This is a genomic window from Bradyrhizobium sp. 142, assembly GCF_023074015.1.
Classification (GTDB): domain Bacteria; phylum Pseudomonadota; class Alphaproteobacteria; order Rhizobiales; family Xanthobacteraceae; genus Bradyrhizobium.
In genome coordinates, this window is sequence record NZ_JADPKQ010000438.1 from 1 (window position 1) to 12,618 (window position 12,618).

A 12,618-nucleotide genomic window follows, 5' to 3' on the forward strand; every position below is an offset into this window, starting at 1 on the left:
TCATCCTGAGGTGCGCGCTCTGCGGCGCATCGCGCTGCAGAACAAGCCTCGAAGGGCGACGGCCCGGCTGCATAGGGGCCGCTCATCCTTCGAGGCTCCCCATGGGACGCGTTGCGTCCCATGCCTCGCACCTCCAGCGACAGCGGCTTCGCCGCTGCGCGGGGATGACGGAACCGATATTTCCGTCGCTGCGCTCGCAGTGACGATTGAGATCAATAACCGCGCTTGAGCGTCTCCTTGCCATCCCCCACCACCTCAGGCGCCATTGCCTCCCACGCGCTCGACGCGAACTGCCGCCGCCAGGTCACGATCACCACGGCGGCCGTGGTCACAAACAGCAGCCACGGGCTGACGAACCAGCCGAGATAGCCGAGCGCGAAGAAGAAGGCGCGCTGGCCGCGGTTGAAATGGCGGCCGGCGGATTCGAACAGGCGCGAGGTGCGGATCACGTGCGCCTCGGCCTCTGGCGTGTCGCGCTGCGAGGCCGGCGGCATGCCGCCGAACAGGATCGCGACGTAATTGAATAGGCGATAGGCCCAGGCGAACTTGAAAAAGGCGTAGACGCAGATCAGCACCAGGCCGACGCATTTCAATTCCCACAGCGCCGGCGAGGGGCTGAGATCGATCGGCAGCTTACTCAGGATGGTGATGGCGTCGTTGGTGGCGTGCAGCAGCGCCAGCGCGCCGCCGAGCGCGAACAGGCTGGTCGAGGCGAAGAAGGCGGTGCCGTTCTGGAGCGAGGCCATGATCTGCATGTCGACCATGCGGGTGTCACGGTCGAGCAGGCGGCGGACCCAGACCTCGCGATAGCGGTTCATGCGCGCCGACAGGCTGTCGCGGCCGTAGGCCGAGTGCTCCAGCGTCAGGGCATAGACCGTCCATTCGATGATGAAGAAGCCGACAGCGGTGATGTCGACCCAGTGCCTGCTCATGTCGCTCTCCTCGCGAGGATCGCCACGATTGCCACGCATGGCGAGGAGCGGCAACGATTGATTGGCGGCAGATGATGGCGTTAAAAGCAGCCGCATCCATAAGACTTGGGAAGGACTGGTGACATGGCAGCGCTGAAGCTTGCGATCGGCAACAAGAACTACTCGTCATGGTCGATGCGGCCCTGGCTCGCGCTGCGCGCCAATGGCATTCCGTTCGAGGAGACCGTCATCCCGCTCTACACCGACAATCCCGCGGACAAGCAACAGATCCTGAGCTTCAGCCGCGCCGGCAAGGTGCCGGTGCTGGTCGACGGTGACATCACAGTGTGGGATTCGCTGAGCATCATCGAATACATCGCCGAGCGCTATCCGGACGCGAAGCTGTGGCCCGCTGACGTTGCCGCCCGCGCGCATGCCCGTTCGGTCTGCGCGGAAATGCATTCCGGCTTCATGGCCTTGCGCAACGAATGCGGCATGAATCTGCACCGTCCCGTGCGTCCGGTGGCATTGTCGGCGGATGCGCTCGCCAACATCGCGCGCGTCCAGGAGATCTGGCGCGAGTGCCGGACGCGCCACAGCGCCAACGGACCGTTCCTGTTCGGCAGCTTCGGCGCGGCGGATGCGATGTATGCGCCGGTCGTGCACCGCTTCCGCACCTATGCGATCGATGTCGAGCCCGAGGCCAAGGCCTACATGGACACGATGATGGCGCTGCCGGCGTTCCAGGAATGGACTCGCGACGGACTCGCCGAAACGCTCGTCATCGCAAGGTTCGAGACCGTGTAGCCAGGATGGTGATTGAACGCCGCCAGCTGGCCGCCCGCGACGGGTTCCCGGTCGACCAGTTGGGCCGGATTCTGGCCCGGGAACTGCCTAAGGCCGCGGATCCCGCGAGCCTGGCCGGCAGCCTGCCCCACACCGCTGACGGACCGCTTCCGGCGGGTTCGGCGACCGGGCGGCATCACTCTGAAATAACTGCAAAATTGCCACGTTCATGCTCGCATATTGCTGGCCAAATCGGCAGGCCGCGTGCTATAGACAGGCCGGGTTTTCGGCCGGCCGTCGCAGTGGGACCCTGGGCACGGCAGGCGCTGTTTGAGTCATGGAGAGGGCGTTGAAGCATAAATTTCCGATCGGCACGCGCGTATTGTTCACGGCCAGCAATGTCGCGCGTCCGGCTGCCACCGGCACCTATGAGGTCATCCGCCTGCTGCCGACCGATGGCGACGACTGTCAGTACCGCATCAAAAGCTCGATCGAAGCCTTCGAACGCGTCGCCAAGGAAAGCCAGCTCGCACCCTCCTGACGGATGCGGATGCCGCGCGTTGACGTCGCGGACGAATTTGCTCGTCCGCTATCGCCTGCTTGTCGTGAAAAGGCCGCTTCGCCTCGACAAACTGAATCCGGGGGCAGCTGCCGGTTCGCGGTGCTCGCTTTGACCATTCGCTCTTTGCTCGCGTGAGGGGACGTCGCGCATGAACTGGGCATGGGCTACTTCGCTCGACCAAATCTGGCTCTCGCCGGCCTTTCCGATGTGGATGACGCTGGCGGCCGCCGGCTTCTTCGGTCTGATTCTCCTGGTCACGCTGCTGCGCGCCGAAAGGTCGGTCGCCAACGGCGCGCTGACGGTGATCACGCTGCTCGCCATCGCCATCGCGGGGGCTGCCACCGTGCGGGTCTACGGGACGGCGAGGCCGGAAGCGCCGATCGACGCGCGCGCGCAAGCTGCGTTGACTGCGAGCCTGCCGGCGCTGTCCTGCCTCGACGGTCTTGCCGGTGACATGGTGGCCGCCGGCTGCGAGAAGGCGTTGTTCGGCTCGCCCGATGCGGCGGCTGCGGCCGTCTCCTACACCGCAGCGAGGATCGACCGGCTGACCGCGCTCGGCGATGCCGCGTTTGCCGACAAGAGCCTGACACTGGACCTGAAGGTGCTGCGCAAGTCGCTGGAGCGCGATCGCTACGGTCTCGTCGCGCAGGTGCTGGTCGCGCGCGACGGATGCACGCGGTTCGATTGCGCCGCCTTCCGCTCGCTGACCGATCAGCAGCAGGTCGCGGCCAACATGGATGCCCATCTCTTCGATACGTTGGTTGCACGCTACGCGCCGGGCTGGAACGCTCCCGCCGCAGCGCCGGCGATGCCGGCCTCCGCGGCGCTTGCGGGGTTGCCGCCATCGATGCCGACGGGCAAGCCGACCAGTGCGGAGTTCCCGAGCGCCTCGTCGACGCCTCCGGTGAGCATCATGAATCCGGAGCCGCCCACATCGGCGACGCGTCAGGCCCCCACCGCCAACGCCGCGCCGGCTGCTCCGCGCGCGCCGGCTGCGGCCTCGGCACAGGCCGCCGCGCCGGCGGCACCGGCCGCGAAGAAGCAGCCGGCTCCGAAGGCTGCACGCGCGCCGGTCGCACCGGTTCCGCTGGCGCCGCCGCCGGCCTCGGCCCCCGCGGCTGCGGATAACGAATAGTTCGGCTTTGAAAACCCGTGGCCGGCCCGCTAATGCTTGGGCATGCCACTACATCTGATCAAGCTCGCCGTTGGCTGCGACTCCGTCAAGGAATTGAAGGGGTGGATCGCCGAACGGATGCAGACGGCCAAGAAAAAAGGCCTGCCGCAACACCACATCCACGTTACCCGCATGGTGCCCAAGCGCGACGCCGAGATTCTCGCGGGCGGCTCGCTCTATTGGGTGATCAAGGGCGAGATCGCCGCGCGCGAAAAGATCATCGGTATCGAGCCGTTCCGCGACAAGGAGGGTATCGGCCGCTGCCGGATCGTGATGCAGCCCAAGGTGGTCTCGGTGTCGCCGCGGCCGATGCGCCCGTTCCAGGGCTGGCGCTATCTCACCGACGACGTGGTTCCGCCCGACCTCGGCAAGTCTGCCGCGGGCACGATCGCGGCAATGCCGGAGCCGATGCGGCGCGAGCTGCGCGACCTTGGACTGCTCTAAACCGCGATATTGTCGATCAGCCGCGTCGAGCCGAGCTTGGCTGCGACCAGGATCCGCAACGGTCCGTCCTTGAGCGAGGTGACCGGCGCAAGCGTCTGGGCGTGACGGACGTCGAAATAGTCGAGCGCAAAGCCGGCCGCCTTGATCATCTCGGTGCCGCGCGTCACCGCGGACGCTATGGTTTCGCCGGCGCGGATCCGCCCGGCGCTGTCCTTCATGGCACGGTAGAGCGTGGTCGCGGTCTGGCGCTCCTCCGGCGACAGATAGACGTTGCGCGAGGACATCGCGAGGCCGTCGCGCTCGCGCACCGTGCGGGAGCCGACCACCTTGACGCCGAGGTCGAGATCCCCGGCCATGCGCGTCACCACCCGCAATTGCTGAAAGTCCTTCTCGCCGAAAATCGCGATATCCGGCCGGCACTGTGTGAACAGCTTGCCGACGACGGTGGCGACGCCGCCGAAGAAGTGCGGGCGGAAGCGATCCTCGAGACCCGCGAGCGCCGGCCCCTCCGGCACGATGCGGGTGGCAAAGCCCTCCGGATACATCGCCGCGACGCCGGGGTGCCAAACGACGTCCACGTCCTCGGCCGCGAGCTTGGCGATGTCGGCCTTCCAGGTCCGCGGATAGGCGCCGAAATCCTCGGTCGGCGCGAACTGGGTCGGGTTCACGAAAATCGAGACGACGACCCGGCTGGCGCGCCGCTTGGCCAGGCGCACCAGCGCCACATGTCCGTCATGGAGCGCCCCCATGGTCGGCACCAGCGCGATCGTGGACTTTCGCTTGCGAAGATTGTCGACCGCGCGTCGCAAGCTTGGGACCGTGCGGGCGATCAAGGGGCTTGGTGGCATCAGGACTCAACGGGGTTGGGAGCGGAGGCGGGCGCGTCCCGGCGCCCGAGTGGCTAACCTTAACAAGCGGCGGTCGTGGACGCCATGCATCCGGATGCGGCACAGCATTACTTGCGAAACCGCACAAGGACGTCATCGCGACACTGTGGGATGAATCACAGACTCCTGAAACAGCGATTCGCGATTAGGAACGACGCATCGCGATTTGCATTACTGTCACGCATTTCACTTGACCGCTGACACCGTCAACTCGAAGATATTCTAAGGGGCTTGAGGTTCGAAATGCTTGTGCAGGCTAGCCAAAGCCAATCCGGCTCGGCGCATGTGGTCGTGCTCGGCAACGAGAAAGGCGGCTCCGGCAAATCGACCACCGCCCTGCACATTGCCGTCGCGCTCCTGAAGGCCGGCCAGCGCGTCGCCACGATCGACCTCGACTGCCGCCAGCAGAGCTTCACCCGTTACATCAACAACCGTTCCGCCTGGGCGCGCCGCACCAAGCTCGACCTCGAGCTGCCGGTGCACCGCTGCATCAAGCTCGGCGAGACCATGCAGATCGCCGAGAACGAGAATTCCGAGTTCCAGCAGTTCATGGAAGCGGTCTCGGCAATCGAGAGCAGCTTCGACTTCATCGTCATCGATACGCCCGGCACCGACAGCTATCTGATGCGGCTCGCCCACTCGATGGCGGACACGCTGGTCACGCCGATCAATGACAGCTTCCTCGATTTCGACGTGCTCGGCACCGTCGATCCGGCCAGTTACGAGGTGACGGGCGAGAGCCATTACGCCGAGATGGTGCGCGAAGCCCGCCGCCAGCGCCGCCAGCTCGACGGCTCGAGCACAGACTGGATCGTGGTGCGCAACCGCCTTTCGATGCTCGGCTCCCGCAACAAGCAGCTGGTCGCCGACGGGTTGAAGGATTTGTCGCTGCGACTCGGCTTCCGCTACGTCGACGGCTTTGCCGAGCGTGTCGTCTACCGCGAGTTCTTCCCGCGCGGCCTGACCGCCCTCGACGAGATCGACGAAGCCACGCTCGGCATGCGGCCCAATCTCGGCCACCTCACTGCGCGCGAAGAGGTGACGAGCCTGCTCCGCCAGCTCAAGCTTCCGCTCGACGAGCGCGGCCGCCGCCGTGCGGCCAATCGGGCCGAGTGGTTCACTCAGGTCGACAAGCCGCTCGAGGTCCACGACATCCTCGGCGCCTGACCCGCGGTATCGTGCTACTTCCGGTCGCTCGGTATTGTCGGTTCCCGCGGGAACTGAGTCTGCGCAAGTTCGTTTTCATTCCGCATTTACTGCGAAATTGAACCATCGACACAGGTTGCGTCAGATGGTGACTTGCAGCCTGACGTAGTCGTATGATGAAGGATGCTTAAGAAGCGTGTGCGTCGCACAATGAAAGGGCTGCCAGTTCACAAAATTTAGCCTTCCTGTCACGCGGCTGTGACATATATTAGGGAATAGGCGCGAGGGGGCCAAAGAGTTCCCCGAACAAACACGGTTTCGACAGGGACTTCAGGTGAGACAAGCCTGAGGCTGAGGACGAAAATGAAGCGTGGAATTGCCATTCTGGTTTCGGTCACTGCCCTCTGTGGCTTCGCCTATTTCACGGCGAGCAAGTGGGCCATCAGGCACGAGACCATCACCTTCTACGATGCCTCGCGCGACAACCGTCTGGTGCCTGTCGATATCGCGATCCGTCGTGACAAGGAAATGCAGGCCAGTGCCGGCATGATCACGATGCCGGTGGCCGTGATCAATCACGGCAACACCGTCAAGAACACCGAATACGGTTTCCTCGCCAACATCTTCGCGGCGCGCGGCTATCTCGTCGTCAGCCCGCAGCATGATCTGCCGACCGATCCTCCGATGGTGACCAAGCCCGGCGAGCTCTATGTCGGCCGGTTACCGCAGATCCTGCGCGGCGTCGCCAACATCCATCTCGCGATGCAGGAGATGAAGAAGGTCCAGCCCAACGCCGATTACGCCAGGGTGACGATGGTCGGCCACTCCATGGGCGGCGACATCACGATGTACTTCGCCAAGCAGTATCCGGATGAGGTCAAGAAGGTCGTCACACTCGACAATTTGCGTGTGCCCTTCGTCACCGCGGGCAAGTTCAAGATCCTGTCGTTCCGTTCCAAGGATCCGCAGTTCAAAACCGATCCGGGCGTGATCCCGACGGACGAGGAGTGCGAGCAGGCCGGGATCCAGGTCGTGAAGACCGAATACCAGCATAACGACATGCGCGACACCGGTCCGGATGACGCGAAGAACTCGATCCAGGGCATGCTGGACAAGTTCCTGAGCGCGACTGACAGCGAGGTGCGACCGGTCGACACCAGTTCGTCCCCGCCCAAGATTCTCGAGCCTGGTCCGGTCGCCTTGATGGCGCCTGCCAAGAGCTGACGTTTCGCTCCTCGGCAGCAATTGGATTTTCGAAGCCTCCGTCGGTGCCCGCCTGCGGAGGCTTTGCACATTGACCGAGCAGTGCGCGCTAACCACATTAGCCGTTCACGCCAGGTGTGAGCAGGAATGTCGGGCGAACCTATCAAACCGCGCGGCGGCGATGCCGTCTCGACGCAAGCAGGCGGCGCGCTGCCGCACGCCAAGACGTCGACCTCGGAGGATATCGCTGCCTTCGTCACCAAGGCGCGTGCGCTGTCGCCGCACGCACCCGGCGCGAAGGGGCGCCTGATCTTCGCGCTGGACGCGACGATGAGCCGGCAACCGACCTGGGATATGGCCTGCGCACTCCAGGCAGACATGTTCCGCGAAGCCGCGGCCATCGGCACCCTCGACATTCGGCTGGTCTATTATCGCGGGTTCAACGAGTGCCGCGCCACGGGCTGGATCTCCGACAGCGCCAAACTTGCGACGCTGATGAGCAAGATCGACTGCCGCGGCGGCGACACCCAGATCGGCAAGCTCCTGAGCGAGACACGGCGCGAGGCGGTTGCATCTGGCGTGCGTGCGGTGGTCTTCGTTGGCGATGCCATGGAGGAGAAAGTTGACGAGCTCTGCGCCAAGGCCGGTGAGCTTGGCATGCTCAAAGTGCCCGTATTCATGTTTCAGGAAGGCCATGACAACGTGGCTGAGCAGGCATTTCGCGAGATCGCGCGCCTGACCGGCGGTGCCTGGTGCCGGTTCGATCCTGGCGCAGCAGCGCAGTTGCGCGACCTCTTGCGCGCCGCCGCGGCCTATGCGGCGGGTGGCCGCGAGGCGCTGCTGAAATTGTCGAAGACGACGGATGGCGCGGCGAAGCTGATCGGCCAGATGAAGTGAGACACATTTGCCTGGCACGCGGTGCCCGCATGCATTTTGTGTTCGAGGCGACTATATACGGCCCATGACTCTGATTGCCGGCGTTGTCGCCGTTATCACGCTCTATCTGTTGCTCCAGATGTTCCGCTCCGCCAATCCGGCGGTGCTGGCGCGCACCATCAAGTTCGGTGGGGGCGTGGTGGCGCTGGCGGTTGCGGCGTTCACGGGCTTGCGGGGCGAACTGGCGGTTGCGATCCCGCTCGGGATCTTCGGCGCCGGCCTGCTCGGCTGGGCGCCGCTGGCAAATTCGGGCTTCGGCAATATCGGCGCGCTGTTCGGCGGCGCGGCGCGCTCAACCGGGCAGGCGTCGCGCGTACGCTCGCAATTCCTCGACATGCGGCTCGACCACGATTCTGGTCAGCTTGCGGGCCAGATCGTCGCCGGGCCTCATGCAGGGCGCAATCTCGACGAGTTCGATCTCGCTAGCCTGCTGGCGATGGTACCGGCCTTCGACGCCGAGAGCGTGGCCCTACTTGAAAGCTATCTGGACCGCCGGTTTCCCGCTTGGCGTCAGAACGCGCAGGGCGACGCGGCAGGGCGGCAGCGCCGCACGGTGGCGAGCGGCAAAATGACGGCGGAGGAAGCCTATCAGATCCTTGGCTTGCAGCCTGGGGCGGGGCGAGACGACATCAGCCGGGCCCACAAGTCCCTGATGAAGAAACTGCATCCCGACCAGGGGGGCTCGACGTACCTCGCTGCCCGTGTAAACGAGGCCAAGGATACTCTGCTTCGTACGCATAACGGCTAACTCCGGCACCACGCTACAAACGCCCGTACCGCGTGAGCTCCGCTTGCTCTGTTTGCCGTCGCCCCGATGCCCGCCATTGTCGGCGTGGTCGATCCCTAGAGCAAAGTCTTAACCGTAAAGTCTTGACGAGAGGTTGTCGTGGAACAGCCTTCGCACGATCTCATCCCAAACTAAAATGCCCGCGCCGAAAGGCGCGGGCATTTTGACGGAACGATCAGGACGATCAGTTGCGGACGGTGATGCAGGAGATGTCGGCGCGCTTCAGGGCGCGGCAGACGGCTTCGGCCTGGTCCCGCTCTAGTCCGGCGAAGCGGGCGCGGTAGAGCTTGCGATTGTCCTTGGCGAGCACCGGCTCGGTGAACGGATCGGCCCTGCTGAGCAGGCCGCGGGCCGAACTGCGCGCGGCGTCGATGCGCTGCTGGGCTTCGCCCTCGCTCTCGAGGGCGCCGACCTGGACGATCCAGCCGCTGTGGGCGAGGACCGGCCGGGCGGCGGCGCCCATCTGGACCGGCTGGGGTGCCGGATCGGCGGAGGCGAGCTTCGGAGCAGCCGGGGCGGGAGCGGCGGCGGTTGCGGCCGGCAGCACGCCGAGAATGCCATTGCCCGTGCCGAATCCCGCGGGCTGCCGCGGCAGCTCGGTACGGGCGACTTCGGCCTTCGGCGCCTCGGGCTGGCTCACGATCTCGGGCTTGTTGATGAGATCGGCCCGGGCGACGATGGCGCCGGAGGTCTCGGCAATTTCGGCTCGCGCCGGAATGGTGCTGGTGATTGGCGGTGCCGCTTGCGTGGGGGCGGCGGAAGCGAGCTTTACGGCGCCCGCCTTGACCTGAACCGTCTTGACGCGGACTGGCTTCATCGGCTCGGACGAGCCCGGGATGATGGAGAGTGGCTGGTTGGCGATGACGCCGTTGGTGAGCGGGGCGGGCTCGACCTTTGCCTCGGCGGCTGACCTGGTGTCAGGCTTGGGCTGCGCCGGCGGCATCGCGGCGGTCGCCGCAGCAAGCGCCGACAGGCGCGAAGGACGCGGCAGGGCCGGTTCGGGAGCAGGAGCCGCCGCAGCAGCCTGGACCTGCGGCACCGGGCGGGCCGGAGCATCCGAAGCATCGGCGACATCTGTGTTGGCGTCCGAGCCGTTGCGCTCGGTGATCGCAGCGACGGTGCGGCTCGACGCGCCCTTTTCGAGATTCTCTGCGAGCAAATTGCGCATGATGGCGTCGCGCGAACCGCCGCTGCGGCCGCCCAGCACCACGCCGATCAGATGTCGGTTGCCGCGGCGCATCGACGTCACGAGGTTGAAGCCGGAGGCGCGGGTGTAGCCGGTCTTGATGCCGTCGACGCCCTCGACGCTGCCAAGCAGGTGATTGTGGTTACGGATCGACTGCCCACGGAAATTGAACGAGGCGGTCGAGAAGTAGCGGTAATAGCGCGGGAAGCGCTCCTGGATGGCGCGACCGAGCGTGGCCTGGTCGCGCGCCGTCGTCACCTGCTCGTCGTTCGGCAGACCCGATGCGTTGCGATACACGGTCTTGGACATGCCGAGCGCGCGCGCCTTGCGCGTCATCATCTGGGCGAAATCGTCCTCTTCGCCGCCGATCGCTTCCGCGATCACCACGGCCGCGTCGTTGGCGGAACGGGTGACGAGACCCTTGATCGCATCCTCGACGCGGATGGTCTGGCCGGGGCGCAAATTGAGCTTGGTCGGATCCTGTTCGGCGGCGTGCTGAGACACTGGCATTTCGGTGTCGAGCTTCATCTTGCCGGACTCGAGGCGCTCGAACAGCAGATAGAGCGTCATGATCTTGGTGAGCGAGGCGGGGTGGCGCAGCCCGTCCGGGCTCGTCGCCTGAAGCACCGCGCCGGAATTGCCGTCGACGATGATGGACGCGAATTTCGAGCTGGAGCTCTCGGAAACATCGCGCTGCACCTGGTGGTGCGCGTAATGGCGGCGATGGCGCCGGGCCTCGGCGGCGTCGGTCGTGAAGATGACCGCGGCCGTGACCGTAAGAAGCCCGAAAACGCCAACCCGCGCCAAGCGCGAGGAAGCCAAGTTTTTACGAAGCATGGAACCCCGTCCCCGTTTCTGACTTGATCACCGGCTCGTGAGGCGAAATTGTGCCCTGCGGACCCGGGATCATTACCTGCTTAGGCTGTCCCTCCGCTGGTGGTCGCCGCGGGGGAAGTTCGGCCTGAGCCGCTATTCTGGCTAAGGCGATGTTCTCAAACGGCTTTAGCCGCCTGCGGTAGATGAACACGTCCAGGGAATCAGGGTAGGGGGCTGCGGTTTCCAAAAGCTTAAGGAACTCTTGCGGAAAATCCCGGGAATCTCCGTAACTTGGGCGCTCCTTTTGTTTGTGCGTCGCACAAAATTCTTGACTTTTTTGTGCGTTGCACTAATTATGGGCAGGTGTCAGGGAGCCGGGGCTTCCCGACAAAGTCAGGGAAAAGGATTCCAAGATGTTCAAGGTTGAAGACTTTCAGAACTACGGGAAAGAGCACTTCGAGCAGTACGTCGCCTCCGCGACCACTGTGCAGCACGGCTTCCAGGCGATCGCGAGTGCCTATGGCGACTACACGAAGAAGTCGTTCGAAGACACCAAGTCCTTCGTCGAGAAGCTTTCCGGCGTGAAGTCGCTGGACAAGGCTCTGGAAGCGCAAACCGATTTCGCCCGTTCCGCCTACGAGACCTTCGTCGCGGAATCGCAGAAGATCGCCGGCCTCTATAACGACCTCGCCAAGCAGGCCTTCAAGCCCGTCGAGACCATCGTGTCGAAGTTCACCCCGGCCGCTCACTAATCTTCCGGACTCCTGGAATCAAAAAGCCCGGCTGAACCAGCTGGGCTTTTTTTGGTGTGCATGCGCGAGATTCGTCAGCGCGCCACGCGCGGCTTGTCGGTATTGCCAGCGCGATATTGCAGCACTGGAAGTCGCGCGTCGTCGCGGCAGGTATTCGTATTCACCCGGGCTGCGAGCCGTTGCTGCTGTAGCAGCGGCTCTGCGGAATGATGCCGCCCAAGATCGCGCCAGGCCATCGAACGGCCTGCAGTTCGCCCCGTAGAAAGCCGGAGCTGCGCCGCGCGAAACCGTCGCAGCCGTGTGAGCGCCGGGTTCCTGGTCAAACATGTTCTAAGCGGCCGGGCTGGAAGTTTTTGTCAAATCGATCCGGATTGATTAACCTTGCCGAGGATCGCCCGGACCGGGAAACGGGATTGCCGTGGGCGCGTCGGTCGAGCCCTTGCCTTGCGGCGAGCCCGGGGCAGGCCCATATTGCCGGAAGCCGATCCGGCTTGGACCGGAACGGTTGGAAGCGGCGGTCCGACAAGACGGCGCGCCTGCGCGAAGCTCCGAAGTGCGGAGCTGCGCAGTGCTCCGTCATACGCTTTCGTGGGGAATTTGAACGCCTGAGCCATGCCGCAACTGTCTTCAAGCCTCGACCTGCCTGCGGCCGCCGCCGCCTATGCTCCCCGGATGAGCAATGACGAGAACCGTTCCGGCGGCCCCTCCGCTCCGAACACGTCCGTCATCACCAAGGTCAAGCCGAAGACCAAGCGGCCAAACCTGTATCGCGTGCTGATCCTGAACGACGACTACACACCGATGGAATTCGTCGTTCACGTGCTGGAGAAGTTCTTTCAGAAGGACATCGAGGCTGCGACCAAGATCATGCTGCACGTCCACCACCACGGCATCGGAGAGTGCGGCGTGTTCACCTACGAAATCGCCGAGACCAAGGTGACGCAGGTGATGGATTTCGCCCGCAAGCACCAGCATCCGCTGCAATGCGTGATGGAAAAGAAGTAAGCCTCGTTACGGCGCGTGCGAAG

General features: G+C 64.5%; 14 protein-coding genes. 10 read left to right on the plus strand and 4 right to left on the minus strand.

Annotated features, from left to right (window positions below):
• Window positions 1-212: 212 nt before the first annotated feature.
• On the minus strand, window positions 213-932 hold the full coding sequence (locus tag IVA82_RS40295) for a DUF599 domain-containing protein (protein ID WP_247382003.1): 720 nt from the start codon (window positions 930-932) through the stop codon (window positions 213-215).
• Window positions 933-1,055: 123 nt separating this feature from the next.
• Here IVA82_RS40295 and IVA82_RS40300 point away from each other — a divergent pair, with 123 nt between their 5' ends.
• The 4 genes from IVA82_RS40300 (at window position 1,056) to IVA82_RS40315 (ending at window position 3,877) form a co-directional block, all read left to right on the plus strand.
• Window positions 1,056-1,718 carry a glutathione S-transferase family protein gene (locus IVA82_RS40300; RefSeq protein ID WP_247382005.1) on the plus strand — a complete coding sequence of 221 codons (663 nt, stop codon included), beginning with the start codon at window positions 1,056-1,058 and terminating at the stop codon, window positions 1,716-1,718.
• A 316-nt stretch (window positions 1,719-2,034) separates the two neighbouring features.
• The gene (locus IVA82_RS40305; RefSeq protein ID WP_247382007.1) at window positions 2,035-2,238 is read left to right on the plus strand and encodes a hypothetical protein; all 204 of its coding nucleotides are present in this window, start codon (window positions 2,035-2,037) and stop codon (window positions 2,236-2,238) included.
• Between the two features lie 169 nt (window positions 2,239-2,407).
• Window positions 2,408-3,394, plus strand: coding sequence for a hypothetical protein (locus tag IVA82_RS40310; protein WP_247382010.1), 987 nt, complete (start codon window positions 2,408-2,410; stop codon window positions 3,392-3,394).
• Window positions 3,395-3,436: 42 nt separating this feature from the next.
• A complete protein-coding gene (locus IVA82_RS40315; protein ID WP_247382013.1) occupies window positions 3,437-3,877 on the plus strand; it encodes a DUF1489 domain-containing protein in 441 nt (146 codons plus the stop codon).
• Here IVA82_RS40315 and panC read toward each other — a convergent pair.
• Window positions 3,874-4,725: a pantoate--beta-alanine ligase gene (gene panC, locus IVA82_RS40320; protein ID WP_247382016.1), complete on the minus strand. Its 852-nt coding sequence runs from the start codon at window positions 4,723-4,725 to the stop codon at window positions 3,874-3,876. The genes IVA82_RS40315 and panC overlap by 4 nt on opposite strands.
• Window positions 4,726-5,007: 282 nt before the next feature.
• Here panC and IVA82_RS40325 point away from each other — a divergent pair, with 282 nt between their 5' ends.
• From IVA82_RS40325 to IVA82_RS40340, 4 genes are all read left to right on the plus strand, one after another.
• The gene (locus tag IVA82_RS40325) at window positions 5,008-5,931 is read left to right on the plus strand and encodes a division plane positioning ATPase MipZ (protein WP_247382021.1); all 924 of its coding nucleotides are present in this window, start codon (window positions 5,008-5,010) and stop codon (window positions 5,929-5,931) included.
• A 342-nt stretch (window positions 5,932-6,273) separates the two neighbouring features.
• Window positions 6,274-7,134 carry an alpha/beta fold hydrolase gene (locus IVA82_RS40330; protein WP_247382023.1) on the plus strand — a complete coding sequence of 287 codons (861 nt, stop codon included), beginning with the start codon at window positions 6,274-6,276 and terminating at the stop codon, window positions 7,132-7,134.
• A gap of 126 nt (window positions 7,135-7,260) precedes the next feature.
• On the plus strand, window positions 7,261-8,010 hold the full coding sequence (locus tag IVA82_RS40335; RefSeq protein WP_247493861.1) for a VWA domain-containing protein: 750 nt from the start codon (window positions 7,261-7,263) through the stop codon (window positions 8,008-8,010).
• Window positions 8,011-8,074: 64 nt separating this feature from the next.
• Complete coding sequence (locus tag IVA82_RS40340) at window positions 8,075-8,797, plus strand: DnaJ domain-containing protein (RefSeq protein WP_247382028.1); 723 nt, start codon at window positions 8,075-8,077, stop codon at window positions 8,795-8,797.
• Between the two features lie 223 nt (window positions 8,798-9,020).
• Here IVA82_RS40340 and IVA82_RS40345 read toward each other — a convergent pair whose 3' ends face one another.
• Window positions 9,021-10,859 (minus strand): D-alanyl-D-alanine carboxypeptidase, encoded by a 1,839-nt coding sequence (locus IVA82_RS40345; protein WP_247382031.1) that lies wholly within the window; start codon window positions 10,857-10,859, stop codon window positions 9,021-9,023.
• 392 nt (window positions 10,860-11,251) lie between these two features.
• On the opposite strand from IVA82_RS40345, the gene IVA82_RS40350 reads away from it, so the two are divergent.
• A complete protein-coding gene (locus tag IVA82_RS40350) occupies window positions 11,252-11,590 on the plus strand; it encodes a phasin family protein (protein WP_247382033.1) in 339 nt (112 codons plus the stop codon).
• 74 nt (window positions 11,591-11,664) lie between these two features.
• Here the strand turns inward: IVA82_RS40350 and IVA82_RS40355 are convergent, their stop codons facing one another.
• Window positions 11,665-11,826 carry a hypothetical protein gene (locus tag IVA82_RS40355; RefSeq protein ID WP_247382036.1) on the minus strand — a complete coding sequence of 54 codons (162 nt, stop codon included), beginning with the start codon at window positions 11,824-11,826 and terminating at the stop codon, window positions 11,665-11,667.
• A gap of 436 nt (window positions 11,827-12,262) precedes the next feature.
• Here IVA82_RS40355 and clpS point away from each other — a divergent pair, with 436 nt between their 5' ends.
• Entirely contained in the window at window positions 12,263-12,595 is a 333-nt protein-coding gene (gene clpS / locus IVA82_RS40360; protein WP_187435651.1) for an ATP-dependent Clp protease adapter ClpS, read from the plus strand.
• The last annotated feature ends 23 nt before the right edge of the window (window positions 12,596-12,618 follow it).